Origin of the sequence: Leucobacter chironomi DSM 19883 (assembly GCF_000421845.1) — a bacterium.
Taxonomy (GTDB): domain Bacteria; phylum Actinomycetota; class Actinomycetes; order Actinomycetales; family Microbacteriaceae; genus Leucobacter; species Leucobacter chironomi.
In genome coordinates this window covers 150,535-176,520 of record NZ_ATXU01000005.1, presented here as the reverse complement: position 1 = coordinate 176,520, position 25,986 = coordinate 150,535, and the positions used below count along the sequence as shown (strand labels likewise).

Genomic DNA, 25,986 nt, shown 5'->3' with positions numbered 1-25,986 from the left:
CGGTGCGAGCCGGCGAGTAAAGCGGCGTCACACTGGGCGCACGACGACCCACACCGATCCGCAATGGCCGGCGATAAGCAGCGCAGCCTTGCGGGTCAGCGGGTCAGCGGGTCAGCGGATCACGAGCCCCACGATGCGCGACAGCAGCGCTTCGAGCGGGCCGCGGCGTTTCGTCGCCGCCAGGATCGCGCCCAGCAGCAGCGCTCCGCCGAACTGCAGCGCGAAGGCTCCGGGGCCCTGCGCCCACCAGGGCATCCCCTGCATCATCACCTCGGGATCCCGGTACGGGCCCATGAGTAGACCCGACACGATGATGTGCAGGGTGTAGACGGTGAGCGGCGCCGCACCCGTCGCACGCAGCACGCCCAGCAGGCGGCCGGGAGCGCGCCCCGCCGCACCCTCGCGATCGCACAGCACCACCAGCACGCCGATCACCGCGAAGGAGATGCCGATGGTGCGCAGCAGATCGAAGACGGTGCCCGTGTGCGGAATCGCGATCAGCTGCACACCGGGCAGATCGAAGGGCGGTGCGCCGTAGTTCCACATCATCAGCTGCTCGGCCAGCGACTCGTCGAAGGGTGCGCCCGAGCCGACCCCGATCACCGAGAGATTCGCGAGCGCCCAGTTCGAGACCAGCTGGGCGAACACCGTCAGCGCGACCCCCGCGGCCGCCAGCACGGCAGCGGCGCGACCGAGCGCCCCCCGGCCCGTCGCCGAGACCAGGGCGCGACCGACCAGCACCCCTACGAGCAGATACACGCACCAGGTGATCGCCGGATACTCGCCCGTGAGCAGCAGCGCCCGCAGCGCCCCCACCGGATCGGTGGAGATCAGGTCGAACGAGACCGACTTGCCCTCGACCACGACCTCCAGCGAGCGGCGCACCACCGCGTTGATCCAGGCGCCGCCGAGGCCGAGCACGGTCGCGACCGAGGCGAGCACCCAGCCTGGGGCGGCGATGAGCGGGGCCACGAGGATCATGGCGACGCCGTAGTAGGCGAGCACCACCACGATCCCGTTCTCGATGAGGCCGAGCAGCAGGCCGATCACGATCAGCACGGCGCCGCGCACCATGATCGCGCCGATGGCCGACCCGGTGCGGCCCTCGCGCAGCAGCCGGCGGGTGGCGAACACCATGCTGAGCCCGCCGAGCACCGCGAACAGCGCGGCCGCGGTACCGTTCGTGACCACCTCCGCGCCCTCGGCCAGCCCTCTGTCGAACTCCGAAGCGGTCGGGATGAACCGGTTCACGGTGAGCAGGTGCGCCGCCATCATGCCGACGATGGCGATGAAGCGGGCCAGGTCGATGCCGATGTAGCGCACCCGCGGGCGGGCGGCAGCGTGCGCGGGTGCGGCCGCGACCGCGGGAGGGGCTGAGCTCATGCTCCCCAGTATGGTGCAGGACGGCCGGGCAACGGCTGTCTCGGCGGCGGATCGCGGACGCCGCCGGGCCGGGCGTCGCAGGCGCGATCCGCCCCCGAGTACCGAGCCCCCGTGTTCTGGCTACAGGCGCCCGCGATTGCGGCGGCGGATCTCGCGCGGCGGACGACCGCCCAGGAACGATGCGGCCGAGTCGACGACGAAGCCCCGGCGCAGCGCCTCGCGGCCGATGAGCATGCGGAACACCATCTCCTCGCGATCCGTCAGCGTCACCTCGGCCTCGATGGTGCGGCCCGCCAGCCCGATCTCCACGAGCACCACCGGCCGCAGCTGGGCGTGGCCCGACGAACTGCGCACCGTGCGGCGATCGTGAACCGGCAGCTCCACCGCGACCGCGTCCTCCTCGGCGAGCTGCCACGGCTGCACCAGGAAGCGCACCCACGACGCGCCGTCGCGCTCGAACTCCTCGATCTCGGCGGCGTGCAGCGCAGAGGTCTGGGCGCCCGTGTCGACCTTCGCCTTGATCCACGGCACGCCGATGCCGGGCAGCGACACCCATTCACGCCAGCCCGTGAGGGTGCTTGAATAGTCGGGTACGGTCACGCATCTATCTTGGCAGGAAATCACGGTGAAACTCGCGGTTCTTTCGCGCGCCCCGCAGGCATACTCGACGCAGCGGCTGCAGACGGCAGCCGAGGAACGCGGGCACAGGGTCAAAGTGCTCAACACGCTGCGCTTCGCGATCGACCTCGCCGGCGAAGAACCCGATCTGCTGTACCGGGGCAAGCAGCTCAGCGACTACGACGCGATCCTGCCCCGCATCGGCAGCTCCATCACCTACTTCGGCACCGCCGTCGTGCGCCAGTTCGAGCAGATGGACGTCTACACCCCCAACACCGCGGGCGGCATCTCCAACGCGCGCGACAAGCTGCGCGCCATCCAGATCCTCTCCCGTCACAACATCGACATGCCCGCCACCGCGTTCGTGCGCAACCGCGCCGACGTGCGCCCCGCGATCGAGAGCGTGGGCGGCGCGCCCGTCGTCATCAAACTGCTCGAGGGCACGCAGGGCATCGGCGTGATCCTCGCCCCGCAGGTGAAGGTGGCCGAGGCCATCATCGAGACGCTGCACTCGACCCGTCAGAACGTGCTGATCCAGCGCTTCGTCGCGGAGAGCCGCGGCCGCGACGTGCGCGCGCTCGTGGTGGGCGATCGCGTCGTCGCCGCGATGCGCCGCCGCGCGAGCGGTGACGAGTTCCGGTCGAACGTGCACCGCGGCGGCACCGTCGAACCCGTGCAGCTCGACCCCGCCTACGAGCAGACAGCAGTGCGCGCCGCCCAGATCATGGGCCTGCGCGTCGCCGGCGTCGACATGCTCGAGGGCGACGAGGGCCCGCTCGTGATGGAGGTCAACTCGTCGCCCGGTCTGCAGGGCATCGAGCAGGCCACCGGCCTCGACGTGGCCGGGGCGATCATCGACTACATCGCGGGGCAGGTCGACTTCCCCGAGATCGACGTGCGGCAGCGGCTGTCGGTGTCGACCGGGTACGGCGTCGCCGAACTCACCATGCACGGTTCGGAGCACGTCGGCAAGACCCTCGGCGAACTCGGCCTGTGGGATCGCGACATCACCGTGCTCACGCTGCACCGCGGGGTGCAGGTCATCCCCAACCCCCGCAAGCACGTGGTGCTCGAGGCCGAAGACCGGCTGCTGTGCTTCGGCAAGCTGGAAGAGATGCGCTCGATGATCCCGGAACGCCGGCGCCGCCGCGCCCGCGTGCGCAAGCTCCCCAAGTCGGCCCAGGATCTCGCCGACAGCTAGGCCCCCGCGCCCGCGCTATCCCGTCGCCCGTCGTTGAATCGGCCTATTCGTATCGAGTCGGCCGGGTTTTTGCGTGAATCGTAGGCCGACTCGATACGAATAGGCGGACTCGATGGGCGCGGACTCGATCGGTGCGGCCCGGGGCGCGGTCCGGGGCGCGGCCCGGGGGCGCGGTCACCCCTGCTCGGCGGTGAGCTGGAACTCGACGAAGCCCTCCGGCTCCACCTGCACGAAGCCGAGGCTCGGCGCCTCGACGCCGAAGTCGGCGAACACGATCGGGATCGTGCCCGCGATCTCGGCGACCGCGCCGCCGCCGTCGGCGCCCGCCGAGCCGCGCACCTGCACCTCGGCGGTGACGCTGCGGGTCACCCCCGCGATGGTGAGGTCGCCCACCGCCTGCGTCTGCACGACCGCGCCCGCCGCAGGCGCCGCGTCGAGTGTAACCGGCTGGGTGAGGGTGAAGGTGGCGGTGGGGTGCTCCGCGGCGCGCAGCGCCTGGTCGCGGAAGTAGGTGTCGCGCTGCGCGCTGTCCGTGCTGATCGACGCCACGTCGACCGTCAGCTCCGCGCGCTCGAGCGTGAGACCGCCCGCGCCGATCGTGAAGGAGCCCGTGACGTCGTCGGTGCGCCCGGTCACGGTGACGTCGGTGCCGTTCAGCACCTCGTCCACGCGATAGCCGGCCTCGGAACCGTCGGACACCCGCCACTCGCCCACGAGGGTCGCGGGTTCGAGCGCGTCGCCGACAGGCTCCAGCATGTCGCCGTCACCGCTGAGACTCGGAGCCTCGGCGGCGGGCGGTGCGATGAAGTCGCGGTAGACGATGGGGCCGGCGACCGCGGCGGCCACGGCGAGCGCGAGCACCCCGGCACCGGCGCCGATGAGGACCTTCTGGGACTTCTGCACGGGTGGCTCCTCTGCGCTGCGGGTCGACGGCTGAGATGCTCCCACCCTCGCAGGCGCGCCGATGAGGAAGCTCGGAGTCGCTGGGGAACGGGCTGGGAGTCGCGGATCGCGGCAGTTCAGCGCACCCGCAGTGCTGCGGGCAGGATCCGCACCTCGAACGACGACACCTCGCCGACGTCATCGCCGTCGACCTCGAAGGCGAGCGCCTGCGGCAGCTCCACCCGCACGGTCCGGGCCCGCAGATGCGCGGTCGATCCCGAGCTCTCGGCCGTGCCCCCGCCGCGGATGAGTCGCTTGAGGCCGTTGTCCCACACCATGTTCTTCATCGTGTCGAGCCACGCGCCCGCGTTGTCCGCGCGCAGCACCAGCAGATCGAGCTCGCCGTCGTCGGGAACGGCGTCCGGCAGCAGCGTGATGCCGCCCTGGATGCTGCCGCAGTTCGCCACCAGCACCGTGTGCGCGCTCTCCACCAGCGGCTGCTCGTCGTCGAGCTGCAGCGACAGCTCCACGACCTCGGCGCCCGTCGTCGCCCGTCCCAGCGATTCGACGTAGGCCAGCCAGCCCGTCTTCGCCTTCAGCTCGTCATCGGTCTCCACGATCATCTGCGCGTCGATGCCGAATCCCACCATCACCACGAAGCCGTGGCGCTCGGGCTCGGCGGCCGCGGCATCGTCGGAGTGGGGAGCTCCGTCGCCCGCGACGCGCGTCACGCGCACCTCGCCCAGGTCGAGCGGCGATCCCGTGCCGGTGAGCGCTCGCACGAAGGCCGCCCGCGGATTGCCGAGCGGCACGCCCAGGTTGCGGGCGAGCAGGTTGCCGGTGCCCAGCGGCACCACCCCGAGCTCGGCAGCCGGCGATCCCGACTCCCCGAGCCGCTCGGCCACCGCCCGCACCGTGCCGTCCCCGCCCGCTGCGATGACGAGAGAGCAGCCTGCGTCGAGCGCCGCCGAGGCCGCGCCCTGGCCGGGATCCTCCTCGGTCGTCTCGAACCACAGGCACTCTGGGCGATCCTCCGGCGACCCGAAGGCGCTCGCGAGGGCTCGCTCGCAGGCGTCGCGCAGCTTCTCGCCCTCGACCTTCGAAGGGTTCCAGACGATGCCGACCTGCTCGCTCATGGGCATTCTCCTCGGGTGTCGGGGTGCGTCGCGATGTCCTGCCGTCATGGGATCGCGGCTCCGCTTCGAAGGCTACAGCTCGGCGAGCAGCGATTTCCAGTGAGCTCGCCACTGCTCGATGCGCTCCCCGTCGGGCAGGCCCTCCTGCGACACCGCCAGCGACGTCTTCTCGCCCTTCGGGGTCGCCGCCACCTCGACCCGGCCGGCGCCGTCGAGATCGAAGCGCAGGAAGCTGCGCTTGTCGGTGCGCGAGCGGCGCGGATCGCCCGCCGCATGCCCCCGATGATCGGTGCGCCCGCCGTGAACGGCGGCCCACGCCTCGATCGCGGCGTCACGGTCGAGCGGCAGTGTGCGGCTCGCGCCCACACGGAAGGTGCCCGACGTCGACTGCCCCGGTACCCGCAGGCCGGCATGCTGCTCGTACGCGATGGCGGCGCTCTGGGCCCACCAGTCGGGGTTCTGCAACTCGGCCGGCATCTCGGCGCGGGCGACGCGCGCGATCCCCGCGTGCCCCAGCTCGCGCGCGCCCGCCGACTCGAAGAGCTGCAGCCAGGCCTGCCAGCTGCGGCCGGTGGCCCGCTCCAGGGCGGGCACGCTGCCCGCTCGGGTACGGTTGCCCGCGGACGTGTCGGCGGCGTCGGGTGCTGCGGCGTCGGGCTCGGCGGCGTTCATGGCATCAGCGTACCCCGCGGCTCGGCCCGCAGCTCGGCGGCCGCCGCGGCTGATGCTTGAATGGGGGCATGACTGAGGAGAGCACTCGGGAAGCACGACAGCACGTCGAGCACGTCTCGTCGCAGCACCGATCGGCGGGCGTCGGCGACGGCATCCGCGACGGCATCGTCGACGGCATCGTCGACGGCGGCCGCGAGCGGGCGGGCAGCGCCCGGGCCGCCGCCGGCCCCGCCGGAAGCGAGCCCCGGGGCGCCGCCGACCCCGCACCCGGCCGCGGATCCGCCCCCGCCCGGCCTGACCGCGACAGTGACGTCCACGGCGTGCAGGAGGGCGACGCCGTCGCCCCCACCGACGCGGCGCGCCCCGAGCTGGCGGGCGCGCAGGAGTACCGCATCGACCTCGAGCGGATCCGCTTCTCCTCCTACTTCGCGCGGCTCTCCGACGTCACCCAGGTCGTGCCGCGATCCGGAGTCGGCCCCGTGATGCACAACCGCCTCACCCATTCCCTGAAGGTGAGCGCGGTCGCACGGGTCATCGCCGCGCAGCTCGCAGGGCACGAGGCCCGGCATCGGGCGCACCTGCGCGGCGAGCGCGAAGACGACGCCACCGGCGCGATCGTCGCCCGGCTCGGCGGCTGCGACACCGTGGTCGCCCAGGCCGCGGCGCACGCCCACGACCTCGGGCACCCGCCGTTCGGGCATCTCGGCGAACGGGTGCTGGATCGCGTGGCCCGAGAACGGCTCGGCCTCGTCGAAGGCTTCGAGGGCAACGCGCAGAGCTTCCGCATCCTCACGCAGCTCGACACCCTCGGCCGCGACTTCCCCGGCCTCAATCTCACCGCCGCCACCCGCGCGGCAACCCTCAAGTACCCCTGGACGCGCGCCTCCTGGATCGGCGTGACCGAGGCCCAGCGACCCGTCGCCGAGCGCCCGCGCGGCGTCGGCGCAGACGCCGTGCACGGCGCCGAGAAGTTCTCCGCCTACGCGCTCGACGCGAGCGAGATGGAGGCGGCGCTCGCCGCATTCCCGCACGTCTCAGCCGGCATGCAGACCGTGGAGTGCGCCGTCATGGACCTCGCCGACGACATCGCCTACGCCGTGCACGACCTCGACGACTTCACCCGGGCCGGGGTGCTGCAGCAGGCCGCCGTCGCGGGCGAGTTCCGAGCCTGGCTCGCCGACATCAGCCGCTTCGAGCGCATGGCCCCCGACGAGCTCGCCGGATCGGGTGCGCTGCGCGTGCCCGGCCACGCCCTCGAACAGCTGTGGCGGCGCCTCGCGCTCAAGGACGCGTGGATCGCGGATCGAGAGGCGTTCACCGCCGCCGTGCGCCGCGTGAGCGTCGAGGTGGGCGACGCGCTGCTCGAGGCGCCCTACGACGGCGGCATCGACAGCGAGCGCGCCGTCTCCGACTTCACGCGCCGTTGGATCGAGCACCTGCGCACCTCCATCGTGGTCGAGGAGCGGCCGCACGTGCGCAGCGGCTACGTTCGGCTCGACCAGCGCGCCTGGCACGAGGTGATGGTGCTCAAGTTCGTGCACGCGCACTTCGTGCTCGAACGCCCCGAGCTGGGCCAGCCGCAGCGCGGGCAGGCGCGGGTCGTCGCCGACCTCGCCCTCGGCTTCGACGCCTGGCTGGCCGACCCCGTCGATGCCCCGCGGGCGCCCCGCCGCCTGCTCGAATGGGCGGAGGAGTCGGTCGCGGCGTACTTCGAGCTGCGAGGGGAGCGGCCCGAGCTGCTCTCGGGCGACACGAGCGATTCGGGTCTGCGCCGCCAGGGGCGCACGCGGGCGATCCTCGACTACGTGGCGTCGCTCACCGACCAGCAGGCGCTCACCACGCACCGGGAGCTGACGGGCGCGGTCTGAGCCCCGGTCGGTGGGCGTCTCGCCGCACGGGGCGGGCGCCGCCCGGACCTCTGGGTCTCTGGGTCTCTGGGTCTCTGGGCCTCTGGGTCTCTGGGTCTCGGGATCTCTGAGCTTCTGGCCTCTGGGAAATCGGGGTCACTTCTGGTCGTGTCGTTCCGCGACACGCGACCAGAAGTGACCCCGATTCCAGTGGGAGCCGGGGCGGCGGGGTGCGGGCTGCGGGCTGCGGGGGCATGCGGATGTGTCGGGCGTGCGGTGCGTGCACGGTGCGGATCGCCGATGCGCGGGGCCGCGGCGTGCGAGCGCGGGTCGGGCGAGGACCCGCGCACCGGCCGGGGGCTCGGGAGCGAGTACGGTGGAGGGCATGACTACGACGCGTGACCGTGACCGGCTGGTGCAGGAGCTGATCGAGGTGGGCCGCGACGCCGCCGCGCGGGGTCTCGTGCTCGCGAGCGCCGGCAACCTCTCGGCGCGCATCGCCGACGACCGCTTCGTCGTCTCGGGAAGCGGCGTGTGGTTCGACAGGCTCACCCCGGGGGACTTCGTCGAGCTGAGCCTCGACGCTCACGAGACCGGCGCCCCCTCGGCGAGCGGCGTGAAGCCGTCGAGCGAGTGGAAGCTGCACCACCGCGCCTACCGCGCCCGGCCCGATGCGGAGTGCGTGCTGCACCTGCACCCGCGCACCGCGGTCGTGCTCGCCAGCCTGGGCCACGACATCCGGCGCCTCACCCTCGACCACGCCTACTACCTCGGCTCCATCGGCGTCACCCCGTTCTTCCACAACGGCACCGATGAGCTCGCCGACACGGCTGCGGAGCAGCTGAGGGAGCACGACTGCGTCGTGATGCAGCACCACGGCTGCTCGGTCGTGGCCGACACCGTCGAGATGGCGTACCGGCGCGCCCTCAATCTCGAAGACGCCGCGCAGGCGACGGCGCTCGCGCTGCAGCTGGGCGACACCGGGACGGTCTTCCCGGAGGACGGCGCCCGCCACGCCTGAGCCCAGCGGGCATGCCCGGCTCACCTGAGCCTGGCGGGGCATGCCCGGCTCGGCCGGCGTGCGCGGTGCACTCGGCGCGCGCGAGGCGGATCCGCCTCAGGGGGAGACGGGGAGCAGACGGCGCGCGTCCCAGGGCGCTGCCCAGCCGAGCTCTTCGAAGAGCGCCGAGAGCAGGATGCCGGTGAAGCCCCACACGACGTGACCGCCGAGCCGGTCGTGCAGCTGGAACGCGGGGCCCCGGAAGGTGGATCCGCCCCGCCGCAGCACCGAGGTGCCGCGCGCCGCGGGATCCAGCAGCTCCGCCACCGGGGCGCGGAACACGTCGACCGATTCCGTGCGATCCGCGGCCACGTCGCTCGGCAGCCGCCACCAGCCCACCACGGGCGTCACGAGGTTGTTGCTCACCGGGATGTGCACGCGCTGCAGCGAGCCCAGCACTTCGACTCCCTCGGGCACGAGCCCGGTCTCCTCGACGGCCTCCCGCAGCGCGGTGCGCGCCGGATCGTCGCCGTCCTCGGGCTCGGCACCACCGCCGGGGAAGGCGATCTCGCCCGCGTGGTGGCGCATGCCGGTGGCCCGCCTGATGAGCAGCACGTCGAGCTCGGGCGGCATGCCGCTGGCCGCGGCCCCGGCGGGCGATGCCTCGGTGCGGTCGAGCGCGCCGAACAGGATCAGCACGGCCGAGTGGCGCAGCGGCCGGTCGGAGAGGGCGCCTTGCGGGTCGAAGGGGAACGAGAAACCGCGGCGCATCAGCTCGCGCAGTTCGCGCTCGGCGTCGGCGACTGTGCGGTGCATGGCTGCTGTGCTCCCGGTCAGCCTTCGATGAGGAGGTCGTTGATGCCCTCGGGCACCCGCTGCGAGCGGGACCACGGTTCGCGATCGCGGCGCGCCACGCGCTTGCGCCGTTGGGTCTCCTCCGCGCGCACCGCGGTGAGCACCGCGACCACGGCGGCCCGCTCCTCGTCGCTCACCTGCCGGGTGGCGAAACGGATGTCGTCGCCGTGGAGCGTGTCGTCGAGCGCTCCGAGCTCCCGGCGCCGGGCGGCGTCGCGCTCGGCGGCGTCGGGGGGCAGCAGGCGGTCGTTCACGATGATTCCTCTCGGTCCACGGTGCGGCTGGGCGCGGCCCCTTGAGAATACCTGAAGGGGTGCGGTGGGCGGGCTATGGGCGCCTTCCGAGCGGATCCGCGCGGCTGTGCGGATCCGCTCGTGTGGCCGCGGTGCCGCCCGTCTCCGTTCGCGAAGGCAGCCGGCCCGGCCCCGCCGCTACAGCGGGATGTTGCCGTGCTTCTTGGCGGGCAGTTCGTCGCGCTTGCCGCGCAGACCGCGCAGGGCCTTGATGACCGCGAGACGGGTGCCGGCGGGCTCGAGCACGTTGTCGAGCTCGCCTCGCTCGGCCGCGAGGAACGGCGACGACACGTCGGCCGTGTACTTCGCGGTGAGCTCTGCGCGCAGCGCCTCGACATCCTCGCCGCGCTCGGCCGCGGCCGCCAGCTCCTTGCGGTAGAGGATGTTCACGGCGCCCGCGCCGCCCATGACGGCGATCTCGGCGGTGGGCCAGGCGATGTTGAAGTCGGCGCCCATCTCCTTCGAGCCCATCACGATGTACGCGCCGCCGTAGGCCTTGCGCGTGATGATCGTGACGAGCGGCACGGTGGCCTCGGCGTAGGCGTAGAGCAGCTTCGCGCCGCGTCGGATGACGCCCTGGAACTCCTGGTCGGTGCCGGGCAGGTAGCCGGGCACGTCGACGAGAGTGAGGATCGGGATCGAGAAGGCGTCGCAGAAGCGTACGAAGCGGGCGGCCTTCTCGCTGGCGTCGATGTTGAGGGTGCCCGCCATCTGGTTGGGCTGGTTGGCGACGACGCCCACCGTGCGGCCCTCGACGCGGCCGAAGCCGATGAGGATGTTGGGGGCGAACAGCGGCTGCACCTCGAGGAAGTCGCCGCCGTCGAGGATCGCCTCGATGATCACCTTCATGTCGTACGGCTGATTGGGGCTGTCCGGGATGATGGTGTTGAGCCGGCGGTCGGCGCTGGTGATCTCGAGCGCGGTGTCGCTGTCGTACACCGGGGCCTCGGCGAGGTTGTTGTCGGGCAGGTAGCTGATGAGCGTGCGCGCGTAGTCGAGCGCGTCGAGCTCGTCGCTGGCGAGGTAGTGGCTCACGCCGCTCGTCTTATTGTGGGTGAGCGCGCCGCCGAGCTCTTCGAAGCCGACGTCTTCGCCGGTGACGGTCTTGATGACATCGGGGCCGGTGACGAACATGTGGCTGGTCTTGTCGACCATGATGACGAAGTCGGTGAGGGCGGGCGAGTAGACCGCGCCGCCGGCCGAGGGGCCCATCACGATGGAGATCTGCGGGATCACGCCCGAGCACGCCGTGTTGAGACGGAAGATCTTCGCGTACTTGCTGAGCGCGACGACGCCCTCCTGGATGCGGGCGCCGCCCGAGTCCAGGATGCCGAGCAGCGGAGCGCCCGTCTTGAGGGCGAACTCCATCGCCTTCACGATCTTCTCGCCGGCGACCTCGCCGAGCGATCCGCCGAAGGTGGTGAAGTCCTGCGAGAACACGACCACCTGGCGGCCGTGGATGGTGCCGGCTCCCGTGACGACCGAGTCGCCGAAGGGGCGGGTGTTCTCCATGCCGAAGCCCTGGGTGCGGTGCTTCACGTACTTGTCGAACTCGACGAAGGAGCCCTGGTCGAGCAGCGCCGAGATGCGCTCTCGCGCCGTCATCTTGCCGCGGGGGTGCTGCTTCGCGGCGGCGGCGGCATCGCGGTCTCCCACGGCCTCCTGGTACTTGCGGCGGTGGTCTGCGATGCGGCCCGCGGTGGTCGCGAGCGAGTCTGCTCCCGGCGAGGCGGGCGCAGCTGCGGTGGCGTTCTCTTCGATCACGCCTGCCAGCCTAGCGCGGGCCTCTGACGGATGGTTCATGGACACCTCCAACTGAGCTGGAAATTCGTAGTCGATTCCATACGAAACACGGCCGTGTCGCGTGCTCGCCGCGGGTCACGGGCGGGACTTCGAAGCTCAGCTCGCGACGCAGCTCGCGCGGTGGATCGCAGCTCAGACGGAGGTTCTCAGCGGATTCCTCCGTCTGAGCTGCGATCCACTGCCCGGACTGCGGGCCCGGAGAGGGGCAGACGGCAAAAGGGGAGGGGAGGGGGTGAGAGGGCAAGGGGAAGGGAGGGGGCAAGGGGGTAGCGTGGTGCGCATGGAATTGCGGCGCACGCGCGAACTTCTGCCCGAGGTGATCTGGCGGGAGAGCTCGCCCTCCACGAACGCCGAGCTGCGAACGCTCGCGACCGGCGCCGGGTCCGCTGCCGGTGCGCTGCCCCACGGCACCCTGCTCGCGACCTCGGACCAGACGGCCGGCCGCGGTCGGCTCGATCGCGGCTGGGTGATGCCGCCCGACACCGCGATCGCGGCTTCGCTGCTGATCCGGGGCTTCACCGGGCTCGGGATCGGCTGGCTGCCATTGCTCACCGGCTCTGCCATCACTGCGGCCCTGCAGCCGTACTTCGGCGAGGGGCTGCGTGTGGGCGTGAAGTGGCCGAACGACGTGCACGTGCGCGACGAGGAGGACGCGATCGCCGGGCGACCCGGGAAGAAGCTCTGCGGGATCCTCTGCGAGCTGCTGCCCGACGGCTCGGTGGTGGTGGGCACCGGCATCAATCTGCTCATCCCCGAGTGGGAGCTGCCCACGGAGCGGGCGACCTCGCTGCTGGCAGCGGGCGCCGATCTGACCGCGGGCGCCGATCTGATCGTGGGCGCCGATCTGACCGCGGGCGCCGATCTGATCGCGGGCGCCGATGGGCGCGACAGTGCGGGTGCGGATCCGACCCTCGCCGACGAGGTCGGCCGCGACCTCGCGGATCGGGTGCTGGCCGCCTACGCCGCCGAGCTGCTGCGGCTGATCGCGCTCGCCGCGAGCGACCCGGACGCCGCCCGTGCGCGCGTTGCGCGGCACTCGCTGACGCTCGGCACCGAGGTGCGCGTGCATCTGCCCGGCGGCGAGGTGGTGGACGGCCGGGCGCGGCGGCTCGCGGAGGACGGCTCGCTGGTGGTGGATCTGCCGACCGGCGGCGTGCTCACGGTCTCGGCGGGCGACATCGAGCATCTGCGGTGAACGCATCGGGGGCGGGCACGGGGTTTCCCGTGCCCGCCCCCGATCGGCGACGCGTCAGCGGCGCGGATCGAGCGGGTACTCCTCGCCGAGCTGGTCGATCTGCTCGGTCGTGGGGTCGTTCTCGGAGAAGTCCATCTTGGGCACGGGCCGCTTGAAGCCGCCGGTCACGATCGCGATGATGATGACGCCGACCACGAGCCAGATGCCGCCCACGAGCCAGGTGCCCGGTTCGAGGGAGGTCCACAGCCAGATGGTGAGTCCGAAGCCGATGAGGGGCGCGACGCCGTGCGTCAGGATCGCGCGTGCCGTGAGGGGCTGCGTGCGGCCGCCCTTCGGGAACAGATAGGTGCGGATCACCGACAGGTTGACCATCGCGAACGCGGCGAGCGCGCCAAAGCTGATCATGAACGCGACGGTGTCGAGCGACAGGAAGAGGCTCGACAGCGCGAACACCGACACGGTGACAGCCGCCACGATGGGGGTGCCGAAGCGGTGGTGCAGGCGCGAGAGCGGCTTCGGCAGCATGCCGTCGCGGCCCATCGCGTAGAGGATGCGCGACACCGACACCTGGCCGGTCATGCCGGAGCCGAACGCGCCGACGACGTAGACGGCCACGAAGAAGGCGGTGAAGGCCTCGCCACCGATGTTGTTCATGACGGTCACGCCCGCGGCGTCGACCTCGCCCGCGGTGAGCGACTCCCAGTCGGGCTGGTAGGCCATCGCGCCGGCCCACGAGACGAGGATGAAGAAGAGGCCGCCGACCATCGTCGCGAGCACGATCGCGCGGGGGATGTCCTTGCGGGGGCGCTTGGCCTCCTCGGAGAGGGTGGAGACCGCGTCGAAGCCGAGGAAGGAGAGCGCGAGGATCGCGGCGCCGGAGGCGACCGCGCCGATCCCGCCCTCGCCGAAGGTGAACGGCTCGATGAGGCTGATCTCGGTGTTGCCGCCGAGCGAGTGCTTGAAGGCGAGCACCATGAACAGGATCACGAGCACGACCGAGAGCGCGATGATGACCATGTTGGCCTTGTTCACGAGCGTGATGCCGAGCACGTTGAACACGAGCACGATCAGCAGCGCCGCGAGGGTGAACACCCATGCGGGGATCGCGGGGAACTGCGTGTTCAGGTAGATGCCGATGAGCATGAAGTTGATCATCGGGATGAACAGGTAGTCGAGCAGCATGACCCAGCCGGTGAGGAATCCGACCGCGCCGCCGAACGACTGCTGGGTGTAGGTGTAGGCCGATCCCGCCACCGGGTAGCGGCGCACCATCGCACCGTAGCTGGCGGCGGTGAAGAGCATCGTGACGACGGCGACGACGTAGGCCGCGGGCAGGTGCCCGTCGGTGACCTGGTTGACGATGCCGTAGGTCGTGAAGACCGTGATCACGGTCATGTAGGTGACGCCGAACAGGGTGAGGCCGGTGAGGCCGAGGGCCCGCTTGAGGTGCGGCTGCGAAGATTCGCTCATGATTTCTCCTTTGAAACCGGGGTGGTCGGCAGTTTAGCGTTGATAGGTGCGCTCGCCGGCAAGCCAGGTGCCGTGAACGGTGAGGTCCGCGATCGCCTCGGGTGCGATCGCGAGGGGATCCGCCGACAGCCAGACGGCGTCGGCGGTCTGACCGAGCGCGAGCGAGCCGCGATCGGGGGCGAGAGCCTGCCGCGCGATGCCGGCGGTATAGGCGGCGTAGGCGGTGGCGGGGTCGATGCGCTCATCGGGCAGCCAGGCCGTCGCGTCGGGTTCGGCGTGGCTGTGGCGCGTGATCGCGGTCGAGAGCGCCGGCCGCCAGTCGAGCGTCGTCACCGGCCAGTCGCTGCCGAAGGAGACGGTCGCTCCGCTGCGCACGATCGAGCCGATGAGGTACTGCCACTCGTCGCGCGGATGCCCGAGGTGCGGGATCGTGAGGTCGCGCATGACGGCGTCGCACTGCGCCCAGTAGGGCTCGAAGTTCGCGATGACGTCGAGCTCGGCGAAGCGGGCGACGTCGGCGGGGTCGAGCAGCGCGACGTGCGCGATGACGTGGTGGCGCAGGCGGGGGCCGTTCGCTCGGATCGCGGCTTCGAGGGCGTCGAGTGCGAAGCGGTTGGCGGCGTCTCCGATTGCGTGCATGTGCAGCTGGAAGCCGGCCGCGTCGAAGGCGGTGACGGCGGACGCGAGTTCGTCGGCGGTCCAGTTCGGGAGGCCGTGCTCATCGGGCCGGTCGGCGTAGGGCGCGAGCAGCGCGGCGGTGTGGCTCTCGATGACGCCGTCGACGAAGAACTTGATGGTGTGCGCGGTGAGCCGGTCGGCCCCGAGCGCCTCGACCGTCGACCGCGCATCGGCGAACGCGGCGAGCTGCTCGCGCCACTGGCCGGGAGCGGCGCGGAAGGCGAGGTTCACCCGGGTGTGGAGCCGCTGCTGCTCGGCCGCGGCGAGGTAGACGGGCAGCTCCGTGAGCTCCACCCAGGCGTCCTGCACCCAGGTGGTGCCCTGCGCCGCGTAACGGCGGGTCGCGCTTTCGATGGCGGAGAGCCGGGTGTCGAGGGGGTAGGCGGGCACGACGTCGGCGAGGAAGTCGTTGGCCGCGGCCTCCTGGAGGGTGCCGAGGGGTGAGCCGTCGGCGCGGCGCACGATGCGGCCGAGATCCGGATCCGGGGTGTCAGCGGTGATGCCGCCGGCCCGCAGCGCCGCCGAGTTCACCCAGGCCGTGTGGTAGTCCCAGGCGCGCAGGATCGTGGGGGTGTCGCCGGTGGCCTCGTCGAGCCAGCGGGCGTCGAAGAGGCCGCCCTCGGCGAAGGTGGCGTCGTAGCTGCCGCCCACGATCCACTCCGCCTCGGGGTGTTCGGCCTTCCAGGCGGCGACGGCGTCGATGATGCCCGGCCGGTCGGCCGCCTCGCGGATGCGGGGGCCGAGCGCTTCGAGACCGCCGAGCAACGGGTGGGCGTGGCCGTCGCCCGGAGCGGGGGCGAGGACGCCGCCGGCGAGGTCGATCACGCGGGCGTCCGGCTGCGCCGCGAGGGCTGCGGCGTCTGCTCCGAGCGCTGCGACGACGCCGTCGCGGAAGGCGATGGCGGCGCTCCGGGCCGCGGCGCCTTCGGCGAGCGGGTCGACGAGGATCGTGCCTCCGGTGAAGACGGTGAGGCTCATGGTGACGGCTCCTTTGCCTGTGGGGTGCGGGGGGTGCGGCGCGCGCCGCACCCCCCGCGGAATTACTTGAAGGGGGCGGCCTCTGCGACGGCGTCGATGACCTCGGTCGCGGGGCCCTCGGAGAAGTCCATGCGGGGCACCGGGCGCGTGAAGAAGCGGGTGTTGATCGCGAGGATCACGACACCGATCGCGAACCAGATGCCGCCGACCACCCAGGTGCCGGGCTGCAGCGAGGTCCAGAGCCAGAGCGACATGGCGAAGCCGATGAGGGGGAGCACGCCGCGCAGGACCCAGTCGGCGCGGACGGGCTTCGGGTCTCCGGCCTTCGGGAAGAGGTAGACGCGGATCACCGACAGGTTCACCATCGAGAACGCGGCGAGCGCGCCGAAGCTGATCATGAAGGCGGCCTGCTCGAGGGTGAGGAAGAGGCTCGCGAGGGCGAACACCGAGACCGTCGCCGCGGCGACGACCGGCGTGCCGTAGCGCGACCAGAGGAAGCCGAGCGGCCGGGGCAGGGTGCCGTCGCGGCCCATCGAGTAGAGGATGCGTGCGACCGAGACCTGACCGGCGAGGCCCGATCCGAAGCAGCCGGCCACGCTCACGAGGACGAAGAGCACGGCGAGCCACTGACCTGCGACGTGCTCGGCGAGCACGACCGCTGCGGCGTCGATGAGCTCGCGCGGGATGTCCTGCCAGTTCTCGGGCTGGTAGGCGAGGGCGCCCGCGAGCGAGACGATGATGAAGATGGCGCCGCCGATGAGGGTGGTGAGCAGGATCGCGCGGGGGATGTCGCGGCGGGGGTGCTTCGCCTCTTCGGAGAGCGTGGACACCGCGTCGAAGCCGAGGAAGGAGAGCGCGAGCACGGCGGCGCCGGCGAAGATGGGGCTGAAGCCCTCCTGGCCGGGGATGAAGGGGTCGATGAGGCTGGGCGCGTCGGGGTTGCCGATGGCGGCCTTCACGGCGAGCGTGGTGAAGACGACCAGCGAGGCCGTCGAGATGGCGATGATCGCCACGTTGAGCTTGCTCACGAGGGTGATGCCGAGCACGTTGAAGACGAAGACGAGCAGCAGTGCCGCGAACGAGAACACCTGCGCGGGCACGTCCGGGAACTGGGTGCTCATGTAGAGCCCGAGGATCATGAAGTTGATCATCGGGATGAAGAGGTAGTCGAGCAGCAGCACCCAGCCGGTGAGGAAGCCCGCGCCACCGCCGAAGGCCTGCTGTGCGTAGGTGTAGGCGGATCCGGCGACGGGGTAGCGCCGCACCATCGACGCGTAGCTGTAGGCGGTGAAGAGCATGACGAGCAGCGCGACCACGTAGGCTGCCGGGAGGCGGCCCTCGGTCATCTGGTTGACGATGCCGTAGGTGGTGAAGACGGTGCCCATCGCCATGTAGGCGAGGCCGAAGAGGATGAGCCCTCCGAGGCCGAGTTCTCGTCTGAGGTGCTGCTGCGGCGATGCGGTCTCGGCCACGGTATCTCCTTTGATCATGCTCGGGCGCGGGGCGTCGGCCCCGGCTCCTGCGGCAGAACAGTTAAAATGAACGGGGTTCTTTTAGGGCTGCCGGAATGAGAATAGTACGGAAAGGCCGATGATGGCGAACCGAAACGACGACGACTCCGCGGCGGCGCCCGCGACCCGGCGCAGGGTCGGCCGTCCGCGCGCGGGAGTGCTGTCGAAGCGGCTCATCACGGAGACCTGCCTCAGACTCATCGACGAGCGCGGCACCGAGGCCGCGAGCATGCGCGCGATCGCCGCGGAACTCGGCGTGCGCCCCTCGGCGCTCTACAACCACGTCGCGGGCTACAACGAGCTCATCGCCGGTGTGCGCGAGCTCATCAGCGAGCGGATCCCGGTCGACGCCTTCGAGCGGGAGCCGTGGGACGCCGCGCTCGCCACCTGGGCCCGCCACTACCGCGACGTGTTCGCAGCGCACCCCTCGCTCGTCGCGCTGCTCGCGGTGCTGCCGCTCGCCGAGGAATCGGTGACGACCGTGATGTACGAGGCGGTGATCGCGAAGCTCGGAGACGCCGGCTGGCCCGACACGCACGCGGTGACCGTGCTCGTGGCCCTCGAATCGTTCGTGCTGGGGTCGGCGCTCGACCTCTCCGCCCCCGACGACATGCTCGATCCGGGGCCGCGCGACGATGTGCCGCGCTTCAGCTCGGCCTACCGAGCCCGAGCGGCCCTGCTCGCGGAGACCGGCACTCGGCCCGCGGACGCGTCGTTCGAACTCGGCCTGCGCGCGCTCATCGCGGGGTTCTCGGCCGAGCTCGCGAGCCTCGCGGCTACTGGAAGATGATGGTGCGGTCGCCGTCGGCGAGGATGCGGTTCTCGGCGAACCAGTTCACCGCGTGGCGTAGCACCCGCGCCTCGATGTCCTGACCCAGCTGCACGAGCTCGCGCGGCGAGTAGGAGTGATCGACGCGCGTCGTGTCCTGCTCGATGATCGGGCCCTCGTCGAGGTCGGTGGTGACGAAGTGGGCGGTCGCGCCGATCAGCTTCACCCCGCGCTGGTGCGCCTGCTTGTAGGGGTTCGCGCCCTTGAAGCCGGGCAGGAACGAGTGGTGGATGTTGATCGCGCGCCCCTCGAGGGCCTCGCACAGCTCCGGCGACAGGATCTGCATGTAGCGCGCCAGCACCACGAGCTCGATGTCGAGCTCTTCGACGGCTTCGAGCACCCGGCGCTCGAAGGCTGCCTTGTCGTCGGCGCCCGCGATGGGGCGGTGCTCGAAGGGCACCCCGTAGAACTCGGCGATGTCGCGCACGGTCTCGTGGTTCGAGAGCACGAGCGGCACCTCGATCGGCAGCTGGCCGCCGCGGCGGCGGTAGAGCAGGTCGTTGATGCAGTGCGTCGCGGTGGAGGCGAGGATCAGCGTGCGCACCGGCCGGCCCACCGTATCGAGCCGCCACGTCATGTGGTAGCGCTCGGTGACCGGGGCGAGCGCGGCCGCGAACCGCTGCTCGAAGGTCTCGGGCTGGGCCACGGCGCTCACCTGCAGCCGCATGAAGAAGCGGCCGGTGTCGGCGCTCGCGAACTGCTGGCTCTCCTCGATGTTGCCCCCGGCGGCGACGATCGCGCCGCTGATGGCGTGCACGATGCCCGGACCGTCGATGCAGGAGAGGGTCAGCACCCACTGGGTGCGCTCTGCGGTGTCTGCGGGGGCGATCGTGTTCGTGCTCACGGAGTACAAGGGTAGTGGATCCGCGCTAAACTGGTGCCCGTCGTGACTGGCGTGCAGATGGGACACCATCGGGGAACGACAACTTCGTATGAATTGGCCGCTCGCCTGGGTCGTATTTCTCTGGAATCTCCGCGTGCCGCGGGGACGAAGATAGAAGGAGCACACAATGTCCACCCAGTCCGCATTCTTCAACGAGCCGCTCGAGTCGGTCGATCCCGAGATCGCCGCCGTGCTGCAGAACGAGCTCGGTCGCCAGCGCGCCACGCTCGAGATGATCGCCAGCGAGAACTTCGTGCCCCGCGCCGTGCTCGAGGCCCAGGGCTCCGTGCTCACCAACAAGTACGCCGAGGGCTACCCCGGCCGCCGCTACTACGGCGGCTGCGAGTTCGTCGACGTGGCCGAAGATCTCGCCCGCGAGCGCGCCAAGTCGCTGTTCGGCGCGAAGTACGCGAACGTGCAGCCCCACTCGGGCGCCAGCGCCAACGCCGCCGTGCTCAGCGCGATCGCCGAGCCCGGCGACACGATCCTGGGCCTCGAACTCGCCCACGGCGGCCACCTCACCCACGGCATGAAGCTCAACTTCTCGGGCAAGCTCTACAACGTCGTGCACTACGGCGTCGACCCCGAGACCTTCCTCATCGACATGGACGTGGTGCGCGCGCAGGCGCTCGAGCACAAGCCGAAGGTCATCATCGCCGGCTGGTCGGCCTACCCCCGCACGCTCGACTTCGCGAAGTTCCGCGAGATCGCCGATGAGGTCGGCGCGACCCTGTGGGTCGACATGGCGCACTTCGCCGGCCTCGTCGCCGCCGGCCTCTACCCGAGCCCGGTGCCACACGCGCATGTGACCTCGTCGACCGTGCACAAGACCATCGGCGGCCCCCGCTCCGGCTTCATCCTCACGAACGACCTCGAGCTCTACAAGAAGCTCAACTCGAACGTGTTCCCCGGTCAGCAGGGCGGCCCGCTCATGCACGTCATCGCCGCGAAGGCCACCGCCTTCAAGCTCGCCGCGACCGACGAGTTCAAGGATCGTCAGGTGCGCACCCTCTCTGGCGCCAAGCTCGTGGCCGAGGCGCTGACGAGCGAGGCCTCGAAGTCGGCGGGCGTGGACGTGCTCACCGGTGGCACCGACGTGCACCTCGTGCTCGCAGATCTGCGCCACTCGCAGCTCGACGGCCAGCAGGCCGAGGACGCGCTGCACGCGGTCGGCATCACGGTCAACCGCAACGCCGTGCCCTTCGATCCGCGTCCCCCGATGGTCACGAGCGGCCTGCGCATCGGCACCCCGGCGCTCGCGACCCGCGGCTTCGGCGACGCCGAGTTCGCCGAGGTGGCCGACATCATCGCGCAGACCCTGCAGCAGTCCGGCGACCTCGAGGCCCTCAAGGCCCGCGTCACTGCGCTCGCCGAGGCCTTCCCGCTCTACCCCGGTCTCGAGACCTGGTAACCCCGTCCGCCGGGTCGGCCGGGGCGAGCGGCGTTCTCCGCCCTCCGGCCGGCCCGGCGCACGGCTCACAAGAGGAGTCAGTCATGTCTGCAAGCATCCTCGACGGCAAGGCCGCGGCCGCCGCGATCAAGAGCGAGCTGACGGATCGGGTCGCCGCCCTGCGCGAGCGCGGCGTCGTGCCCGGTCTCGCCACGGTGCTCGTGGGTGAGGATCCGGGATCCCAGTGGTACGTCGCGGGCAAGCACCGCGACTGCGCCGAGGTCGGCATCGCGTCGATCAAGCGCGAGCTGCCCGAGACGGTCACCCAGGACGATCTGGAGGCGGTGCTCGACGAGCTCAACGCCGATCCCAGCTGCACCGGCTACATCGTGCAGCTGCCGCTGCCGAAGCACATCGACACCGATCGCATCCTGGAGCGCATCGATCCCGACAAGGACGCCGACGGCCTGCACCCGACGAACCTCGGCCGACTCGTGCTGAACGCGAACACCGAGATCACGAGCCCGCTGCCGTGCACGCCGCGCGGCGTGATCGAGCTGGTCGAGCGCAACGGCCTGTCCTGGGCCGGCAAGCACGTGGTGGTCGTGGGCCGCGGCGTGACCGTGGGTCGACCGATCGGGCCGCTCCTCACCCGCCGCGAGTACAACGCGACCGTCACGCTCACCCACACCGGCACGCAGGATCTCGCGGCCGAGCTGCGCCGCGCCGACGTGATCGTCGCCGCCGCCGGCGTCGAGGGCATCGTGCGCGCCGAAGACGTGAAGCCGGGCGCGATCGTGCTCGACGTGGGCGTCTCGCGCAAGACCGACCCGGAGACCGGCAAGAGCCGCGTGGTCGGCGACGTCGACCCCGCCGCCGCAGAGGTGGCCGGCTGGGTCTCGCCGAACCCCGGCGGCGTCGGCCCGATGACCCGCGCGCTGCTGCTGAAGAACGTCGTGGAGATGGCCGAGCGCACGCTCGCCGAGTAGCGCGAGCCGTCACCCGAGCCCTGGCCGCTCCCGCTGCCCGCACCGGGAGCGGCCAGGGGGCTGCGGGTAGACTTGCGCCAGCCGCCGAGCAGCCCGGCGCCGCCGCGATCCGCCCGACGTTCCGACGAAAGCAGAGCTCCCGTGACCACGATCTACCTCGCCCTCGGCGCTGTCGTCCCGGCTCTGCTCGGCATCGACTGGCTCGACCCCGAGACCCTGCTGGAGGCCGGCGGGTGGGCGGCGCTCATCCTCGCATGCCTGTTCGTGTTCCTCGAGACCGGGGTCGTGGTACTGGCCTTCCTGCCGGGCGACTCGCTACTGTTCACCGTCGGGCTGTTCAGTGCGACGGGCCCGGGCGGGGTGCCGATCATCGACATCCCGATTTGGATCACCTGCACGGTGCTGTTCGTCTGCGCCTTCCTGGGAGACCAGATGGGCTTCATGCTGGGGCGCAAGATCGGCCCCGCCATCTTCAAGCGCGAGAAGAGCCGCTTCTTCAACCCCGAGAACGTGGCCCGCACGCACGCGTTCTTCGAGAAGCACGGGCCGAAGGCGATCATCATCGCGCGCTTCCTGCCCATCATCCGCGGCTTCGTGCCGGCCGCGGCGGGCGTTGGGCACATGAGCTACCGCCGCTTCGTGGTCTACAACGCGGTGGGCGCCCTGCTGTGGGCCGTCGGGGTGACGCTGCTGGGCTACTACCTCGGTCAGATCCCGTTCGTGCAGCAGTACAGCGAGGTCTTCATCATCGTGCTCGTGCTGATCCCGGGTATCCCGATCCTCATCGAGATGTGGCGCGCCTTCTCCTCGTGGCGCGCGCGTCGCCGTGCTGCGCAGCTCGGGGGATCCGCGCAGCTGGGCGGATCGGCGGAGGCGACGGAGCGTCCCGAGGCACCGGCCGCCGAGTAGCGCCGCCTCGCCTTCGGGCGCGCGGGTTCGCCTCCGGGCGCGATGCGCGAGCGCGATGCATCCGGGGGTTGACCCCAAAACCGGCGCGAGCTAATATGCAACTAAATGGTTGCATATTGAGGAGATGCTCATGATCCCCCCGACCGCCCGGACCGCGCCGCAGGGCCGCGAGCTCGACGACGCCGAGGTCGACCGCATCTTCCGAGCCCTCGCCGATGCGACCCGGCGCGACATCGTGCGCCGCACCCTCGGCGCGGAGGCCTCGATCTCGCAGCTCGCCGAACGCTACGAGATGTCGTTCGCGGCGGTCCAGAAGCACGTCGCCGTGCTGGAAGCCGCCGACCTCGTCGAACGCATCCCCCGAGGAAGGGAGCGCATCATCCGCGGCAACCCCGACACCATCCGCCGCGCCCAGCAGCTGCTGGGCCGCTTCGAGCAGATCTGGCGCGGACGCATCGAACGACTTGACGCACTGCTCGCCGAAGATCCGCCCGCCAGCTGACCACCCCGGGCCGGCGCACCGCCGCGCCGGCCTCCACCAGAGCCCCACGGGGCCGCACGAAAGGCCGCCATCATGCCCATCACCGACGTCACCACCGATCCCGAATCCCTCACGCTCACCGTCACCGCCGACTTCACCGTCCCCGTGAGCCGACTCTGGGACGCCTACACCGACCCGCGCCAGATCGAGCGCTTCTGGGGCCCGCCCGAGTACCCCGCCACCTTCTTCCGGCACGACGCCCACCCCGGCGGTGTCAGTCAGTACTGCATGACCGGCCCCGAGGGAGACCGCAGCTGCGGCTACTGGGAGTGGACCGCGGTCGACGCTCCCCGCTCCTTCGAAGTGCGGGACGGCTTCGCCCACGAAGACGGCGAGCCCAACACCGAACTGCCCCACATGCGCATGGTGTTCGAATTCGCCGAGACCGCGCTCGGCTCGCGGCTCGTGACCACCACGCACTTCAACTCGCTCGAAGAGCTCGAACAGCTGCAGGGCATGGGCATGGTCGAGGGCATGAGCGCCGCCATGGGGCAGATAGACGCCGTGCTCGAAGACCTCGCCTCCTTCGCTGAGGGCCGAGGCACCGAACTGCAGCTCATCGGCGACCGCAAGGCGCGCGTCGCGCGCGTGATCCGGGGCACGGTCGACCAGGTGTGGCGCGCGCACATGGAAGCGGATCTGCTGCGCCGCTGGCAGCTCGGCCCCGATGGCTGGACCATGCCCGTGTGCGAGGTCGCCACCGAGGTCGGCCAGCACCACCGCAGCGGCTGGGAGAACACGGCCGACGGGCAGCAGTTCGGATTCACCGGCGTGCTGCTGGAGGTCGCGGCGCCGTACCGCGCGGTCACCACCGAGAAGATGTGGACGCCCGAGGACCCCGATGCCGACGGCAGCCCCGAGACGCGCAACGAGCTCACCCTCACCCCCGTCGAGGGTGGCACCCTGCTGTCGCTGCTCATCACCTACCCCGACACCGCGACGCGCGAGATGGTGCTCGCGACCGGCATGGTCGACGGCATGGAGGCGAGCTACGCCAGGCTCGAATCCGAGGTGATCGGGGCGTAGACCGCGCCCGGTCAGATCCTCACGAAGCGGGTCACAGTGTCGACCAGCACCTCGACGAGGCCGGTCTCCTCCTGCATCTCGGAGCGCAGGGCGAGGACCCGGTCGGGGTGGTCGCTGACGATCCCGTCCACGCTGCGTCGCAGCTGCTCGCGCATCCCCGGCTCGTCGTTCACGGTCCACACCATGAACCCGAGTCCCGCCGCCCACGTCGACTGCTGCAGCGGCTCGGTCGCGCTCCACTCCTCGACCACGATGAAGTCGGCCGGGGTGTCGGGCGCGGCCACCGCTGCGAACGCCATCGTGTAGCCGACCGAGAGATCCGGGCGCAGCTGCTTCAACCGGGCCACGCTCGGCGCGTCGAGGGAGTGGTAGATGTTGCTCTCGAGCGCGTCGAGCCGCTCGAGCTCGGCGACCAGCCGCTCGACGTGATCGGGCGTATCGGCCCCGCCGAGCTTGATCTCGATGAGCAGCGGCATCCCCAGCTGCTGCGCGCGCACGACGTAGTCGCTGAAGCTCGGGATGACATCCTCGTGCCCCTGCAGATCGTGCACCGTGATCGCGGTGAGCTCGGCCAGGGTGAGATCCTTCACCGCGTCGGGCCGGTCCGCGAGCCGGGCGAGCGTCGCATCGTGCATCGCGACGAACTCGCCGTCCTTCGTCTGCATGACATCCATCTCGACGAGGTCGGCGCCCGCGGCGTGCGCGGCTTCGAGACCGCCGATCGTGTTCTCGACGCCGCCGTCGGAGAAGCCGCGATGCGCGAGCACGAGCGTCTCCGGCGCCTGGGAGAGGCGCTGCATCGTGTCCATGGCGGCCGTGCCGAGACCGAGAGCGACGACGAGCGAGAGCGCCCCCACGAGCAGCGCCGGCCGCTTCGAGCGGGCGGCGCGGCGCCCCGATCGCGTAGCCGGTGCGGCGGATCCGGGCAGCCGCACGAGCTCCACGCCGGGCGCGAGGCGATCCGCACCCCGCTGCACCCGCGCGATGAGGATCGAGGCGACGAACGCCGTCACCAGCCCGCTCAGCAGGATACCGAGCACCTGCGCGATGCCGAGCGAGTACGCCGCGACCACGGGCGAGGCGGCGGGGGCGAGCTCGTCGGCGAGAGCCGTCGGCACGACCGCCGCGATCGTGAGGGCTATCACGGCAGCGCCGCCGAGCAGCATCGCCGCCGCCACCGCGAGCACGAGGGGCAGCCAGGCGCGGACTCCTCGGGTCAGTCGCCAGCTCGACCGCGAGGCCCGCCCGCCCGTGGTCAGCACGAAGATCGGCACGGTCAGCGCGAGACGCACGTTGAGCACCGCGAGGATCAGCAGCACGACACCGAGGGCGACCCCGCTCGACACGCTCTTCAGCAGCTCGCCCGAGACGAACGACGGGATCGCGATGCCGCGCGTGAACGCCGAAGTGAAGCCGAAGCCCGTGAGCGGCAGCAGCAGGAACAGGTAGAACAGCAGCGACAGCGAGCCCGGGCGCAACAGCTTGCGGGCCACACGGCCGAGCTCGCGAGCGAGCCCGTGCCAGCCGATCCCCGGCCACTGCAGCAGCACCACGAGCGCCGTGAACTGCAGCGAGATGAGCCAGAAAGCCAGGGCGACGATGGCGACGATCAGGCCGAGCGTCAGCGTGAGGCCGCGCCCGGGCGAGAGCGCGCCCAAGTCGAGACCCGTCATGCCGCTCGCGCGCAGGGCCTCCCGGAACAGCCAGCCGATGACCGGCATCGCCGCGCCCAGGATCACGAGCTGGGAGATCAGAATCAGGCCGAGCAGCCGCGCCCCGCCCGCCCGCACCAGGCCCCAGCCCCGGGTGAACAGCGTCGCGCTCTCGCGCCAGATTCCGGGCTTGGACACGGTTTCGATGTGCATGCTCTCAGTGTATGAGCGGGATCGGTCGCGCC

At 71.1% G+C, this 25,986-nt stretch carries 23 protein-coding genes and 1 riboswitch; of the genes, 10 read left to right on the top strand and 13 right to left on the bottom strand.

Annotated elements, in window-relative coordinates; genetic code table 11:
- Window positions 1-111 precede the first annotated feature (111 nt).
- Both H629_RS0107060 and H629_RS0107055 read right to left on the bottom strand, forming a co-directional pair.
- Window positions 112-1,383 carry a heparan-alpha-glucosaminide N-acetyltransferase domain-containing protein gene (locus H629_RS0107060; protein WP_036084601.1) on the bottom strand — a complete coding sequence of 424 codons (1,272 nt, stop codon included), beginning with the start codon at window positions 1,381-1,383 and terminating at the stop codon, window positions 112-114.
- Between the two features lie 120 nt (window positions 1,384-1,503).
- The gene (locus H629_RS0107055; RefSeq protein WP_076623947.1) at window positions 1,504-1,983 is read right to left on the bottom strand and encodes an ATP-dependent zinc protease family protein; all 480 of its coding nucleotides are present in this window, start codon (window positions 1,981-1,983) and stop codon (window positions 1,504-1,506) included.
- 25 nt (window positions 1,984-2,008) lie between these two features.
- Here H629_RS0107055 and H629_RS0107050 point away from each other — a divergent pair, with 25 nt between their 5' ends.
- Complete coding sequence (locus H629_RS0107050) at window positions 2,009-3,202, top strand: RimK family alpha-L-glutamate ligase (protein WP_024356590.1); 1,194 nt, start codon at window positions 2,009-2,011, stop codon at window positions 3,200-3,202.
- A gap of 174 nt (window positions 3,203-3,376) precedes the next feature.
- Here the strand turns inward: H629_RS0107050 and H629_RS0107045 are convergent, their stop codons facing one another.
- The 3 genes from H629_RS0107045 to H629_RS0107035 all read right to left on the bottom strand — a co-directional run bounded on the left by H629_RS0107045 (window position 3,377) and on the right by H629_RS0107035 (window position 5,892).
- Window positions 3,377-4,105, bottom strand: coding sequence for a YceI family protein (locus H629_RS0107045; protein WP_024356589.1), 729 nt, complete (start codon window positions 4,103-4,105; stop codon window positions 3,377-3,379).
- Window positions 4,106-4,221: 116 nt separating this feature from the next.
- On the bottom strand, window positions 4,222-5,220 hold the full coding sequence (locus H629_RS0107040; RefSeq protein ID WP_024356588.1) for a diacylglycerol/lipid kinase family protein: 999 nt from the start codon (window positions 5,218-5,220) through the stop codon (window positions 4,222-4,224).
- 72 nt (window positions 5,221-5,292) lie between these two features.
- Window positions 5,293-5,892, bottom strand: a complete 600-nt coding sequence (locus tag H629_RS0107035; RefSeq protein ID WP_024356587.1) for a hypothetical protein — start codon at window positions 5,890-5,892, stop codon at window positions 5,293-5,295.
- A 68-nt stretch (window positions 5,893-5,960) separates the two neighbouring features.
- On the opposite strand from H629_RS0107035, the gene H629_RS0107030 reads away from it, so the two are divergent.
- Window positions 5,961-7,760, top strand: coding sequence for a deoxyguanosinetriphosphate triphosphohydrolase family protein (locus H629_RS0107030; RefSeq protein WP_024356586.1), 1,800 nt, complete (start codon window positions 5,961-5,963; stop codon window positions 7,758-7,760).
- Window positions 7,761-8,124: 364 nt separating this feature from the next.
- Complete coding sequence (locus tag H629_RS0107025; RefSeq protein ID WP_024356585.1) at window positions 8,125-8,760, top strand: class II aldolase/adducin family protein; 636 nt, start codon at window positions 8,125-8,127, stop codon at window positions 8,758-8,760.
- A 96-nt stretch (window positions 8,761-8,856) separates the two neighbouring features.
- Here the strand turns inward: H629_RS0107025 and H629_RS0107020 are convergent, their stop codons facing one another.
- The 3 genes from H629_RS0107020 to H629_RS0107010 all read right to left on the bottom strand — a co-directional run bounded on the left by H629_RS0107020 (window position 8,857) and on the right by H629_RS0107010 (window position 11,651).
- Window positions 8,857-9,555, bottom strand: a complete 699-nt coding sequence (locus H629_RS0107020; RefSeq protein ID WP_024356584.1) for an NUDIX hydrolase — start codon at window positions 9,553-9,555, stop codon at window positions 8,857-8,859.
- 17 nt (window positions 9,556-9,572) lie between these two features.
- Window positions 9,573-9,848, bottom strand: a complete 276-nt coding sequence (locus H629_RS0107015) for an acyl-CoA carboxylase epsilon subunit (RefSeq protein WP_024356583.1) — start codon at window positions 9,846-9,848, stop codon at window positions 9,573-9,575.
- A 177-nt stretch (window positions 9,849-10,025) separates the two neighbouring features.
- A complete protein-coding gene (locus tag H629_RS0107010) occupies window positions 10,026-11,651 on the bottom strand; it encodes an acyl-CoA carboxylase subunit beta (RefSeq protein WP_024356582.1) in 1,626 nt (541 codons plus the stop codon).
- A gap of 319 nt (window positions 11,652-11,970) precedes the next feature.
- On the opposite strand from H629_RS0107010, the gene H629_RS0107005 reads away from it, so the two are divergent.
- The gene (locus H629_RS0107005) at window positions 11,971-12,885 is read left to right on the top strand and encodes a biotin--[acetyl-CoA-carboxylase] ligase (RefSeq protein ID WP_024356581.1); all 915 of its coding nucleotides are present in this window, start codon (window positions 11,971-11,973) and stop codon (window positions 12,883-12,885) included.
- A gap of 54 nt (window positions 12,886-12,939) precedes the next feature.
- Here H629_RS0107005 and H629_RS0107000 read toward each other — a convergent pair whose 3' ends face one another.
- The 3 genes from H629_RS0107000 to H629_RS0106990 form a co-directional block, all read right to left on the bottom strand.
- Window positions 12,940-14,355, bottom strand: a complete 1,416-nt coding sequence (locus tag H629_RS0107000; protein ID WP_024356580.1) for an APC family permease — start codon at window positions 14,353-14,355, stop codon at window positions 12,940-12,942.
- 33 nt (window positions 14,356-14,388) lie between these two features.
- Window positions 14,389-16,011 carry an amidohydrolase gene (locus H629_RS0106995; RefSeq protein ID WP_024356579.1) on the bottom strand — a complete coding sequence of 541 codons (1,623 nt, stop codon included), beginning with the start codon at window positions 16,009-16,011 and terminating at the stop codon, window positions 14,389-14,391.
- Window positions 16,012-16,073: 62 nt separating this feature from the next.
- Window positions 16,074-17,483 carry an APC family permease gene (locus H629_RS0106990; RefSeq protein ID WP_024356578.1) on the bottom strand — a complete coding sequence of 470 codons (1,410 nt, stop codon included), beginning with the start codon at window positions 17,481-17,483 and terminating at the stop codon, window positions 16,074-16,076.
- Window positions 17,484-17,601: 118 nt separating this feature from the next.
- On the opposite strand from H629_RS0106990, the gene H629_RS0106985 reads away from it, so the two are divergent.
- Window positions 17,602-18,312 carry a TetR/AcrR family transcriptional regulator gene (locus H629_RS0106985; RefSeq protein ID WP_024356577.1) on the top strand — a complete coding sequence of 237 codons (711 nt, stop codon included), beginning with the start codon at window positions 17,602-17,604 and terminating at the stop codon, window positions 18,310-18,312.
- On the opposite strand, the gene purU is transcribed toward H629_RS0106985, so the two are convergent.
- Window positions 18,299-19,204, bottom strand: coding sequence for a formyltetrahydrofolate deformylase (gene purU, locus H629_RS0106980; RefSeq protein ID WP_024356576.1), 906 nt, complete (start codon window positions 19,202-19,204; stop codon window positions 18,299-18,301). The genes H629_RS0106985 and purU overlap by 14 nt on opposite strands.
- Window positions 19,205-19,227: 23 nt before the next feature.
- Window positions 19,228-19,313, top strand: a riboswitch (ZMP/ZTP riboswitch).
- Between the two features lie 48 nt (window positions 19,314-19,361).
- Between purU and glyA the strand changes: the two genes are divergently transcribed.
- The 5 genes from glyA to H629_RS0106955 all read left to right on the top strand — a co-directional run bounded on the left by glyA (window position 19,362) and on the right by H629_RS0106955 (window position 24,089).
- Window positions 19,362-20,645 (top strand): serine hydroxymethyltransferase, encoded by a 1,284-nt coding sequence (glyA, locus tag H629_RS0106975; protein ID WP_024356575.1) that lies wholly within the window; start codon window positions 19,362-19,364, stop codon window positions 20,643-20,645.
- A gap of 83 nt (window positions 20,646-20,728) precedes the next feature.
- On the top strand, window positions 20,729-21,613 hold the full coding sequence (locus H629_RS0106970; protein ID WP_024356574.1) for a bifunctional methylenetetrahydrofolate dehydrogenase/methenyltetrahydrofolate cyclohydrolase: 885 nt from the start codon (window positions 20,729-20,731) through the stop codon (window positions 21,611-21,613).
- A 141-nt stretch (window positions 21,614-21,754) separates the two neighbouring features.
- Window positions 21,755-22,522, top strand: a complete 768-nt coding sequence (locus tag H629_RS0106965; RefSeq protein WP_024356573.1) for a VTT domain-containing protein — start codon at window positions 21,755-21,757, stop codon at window positions 22,520-22,522.
- Between the two features lie 130 nt (window positions 22,523-22,652).
- A complete protein-coding gene (locus H629_RS0106960) occupies window positions 22,653-23,024 on the top strand; it encodes an ArsR/SmtB family transcription factor (protein WP_024356572.1) in 372 nt (123 codons plus the stop codon).
- 72 nt (window positions 23,025-23,096) lie between these two features.
- Window positions 23,097-24,089, top strand: coding sequence for an SRPBCC family protein (locus H629_RS0106955; protein WP_024356571.1), 993 nt, complete (start codon window positions 23,097-23,099; stop codon window positions 24,087-24,089).
- A gap of 11 nt (window positions 24,090-24,100) precedes the next feature.
- Here H629_RS0106955 and H629_RS0106950 read toward each other — a convergent pair whose 3' ends face one another.
- Window positions 24,101-25,954 (bottom strand): glycerophosphodiester phosphodiesterase family protein, encoded by a 1,854-nt coding sequence (locus H629_RS0106950; RefSeq protein ID WP_024356570.1) that lies wholly within the window; start codon window positions 25,952-25,954, stop codon window positions 24,101-24,103.
- Window positions 25,955-25,986: the final 32 nt, after the last annotated feature.

Bases quoted from the DNA above. Each gene is read 5' to 3' on its own strand.
- H629_RS0106960 (WP_024356572.1), top strand. From the start codon at position 22,653: ATGATCCCCCCGACCGCCCGGACCGCGCCGCAGGGCCGCGAGCTCGAC.
- H629_RS0106995 (WP_024356579.1), bottom strand. From the start codon at position 16,011: ATGAGCCTCACCGTCTTCACCGGAGGCACGATCCTCGTCGACCCGCTC.
- H629_RS0106955 (WP_024356571.1), top strand. From the start codon at position 23,097: ATGCCCATCACCGACGTCACCACCGATCCCGAATCCCTCACGCTCACC.
- H629_RS0107025 (WP_024356585.1), top strand. From the start codon at position 8,125: ATGACTACGACGCGTGACCGTGACCGGCTGGTGCAGGAGCTGATCGAG.
- H629_RS0107060 (WP_036084601.1), bottom strand. From the start codon at position 1,383: ATGAGCTCAGCCCCTCCCGCGGTCGCGGCCGCACCCGCGCACGCTGCC.
- H629_RS0107030 (WP_024356586.1), top strand. From the start codon at position 5,961: ATGACTGAGGAGAGCACTCGGGAAGCACGACAGCACGTCGAGCACGTC.
- H629_RS0107000 (WP_024356580.1), bottom strand. From the start codon at position 14,355: ATGAGCGAATCTTCGCAGCCGCACCTCAAGCGGGCCCTCGGCCTCACC.
- H629_RS0107005 (WP_024356581.1), top strand. From the start codon at position 11,971: ATGGAATTGCGGCGCACGCGCGAACTTCTGCCCGAGGTGATCTGGCGG.
- glyA (WP_024356575.1), top strand. From the start codon at position 19,362: ATGTCCACCCAGTCCGCATTCTTCAACGAGCCGCTCGAGTCGGTCGAT.
- H629_RS0106950 (WP_024356570.1), bottom strand. From the start codon at position 25,954: ATGCACATCGAAACCGTGTCCAAGCCCGGAATCTGGCGCGAGAGCGCG.
- H629_RS0107035 (WP_024356587.1), bottom strand. From the start codon at position 5,892: ATGAACGCCGCCGAGCCCGACGCCGCAGCACCCGACGCCGCCGACACG.
- H629_RS0106985 (WP_024356577.1), top strand. From the start codon at position 17,602: ATGATGGCGAACCGAAACGACGACGACTCCGCGGCGGCGCCCGCGACC.
- H629_RS0107040 (WP_024356588.1), bottom strand. From the start codon at position 5,220: ATGAGCGAGCAGGTCGGCATCGTCTGGAACCCTTCGAAGGTCGAGGGC.
- H629_RS0107020 (WP_024356584.1), bottom strand. From the start codon at position 9,555: ATGCACCGCACAGTCGCCGACGCCGAGCGCGAACTGCGCGAGCTGATG.
- H629_RS0106970 (WP_024356574.1), top strand. From the start codon at position 20,729: ATGTCTGCAAGCATCCTCGACGGCAAGGCCGCGGCCGCCGCGATCAAG.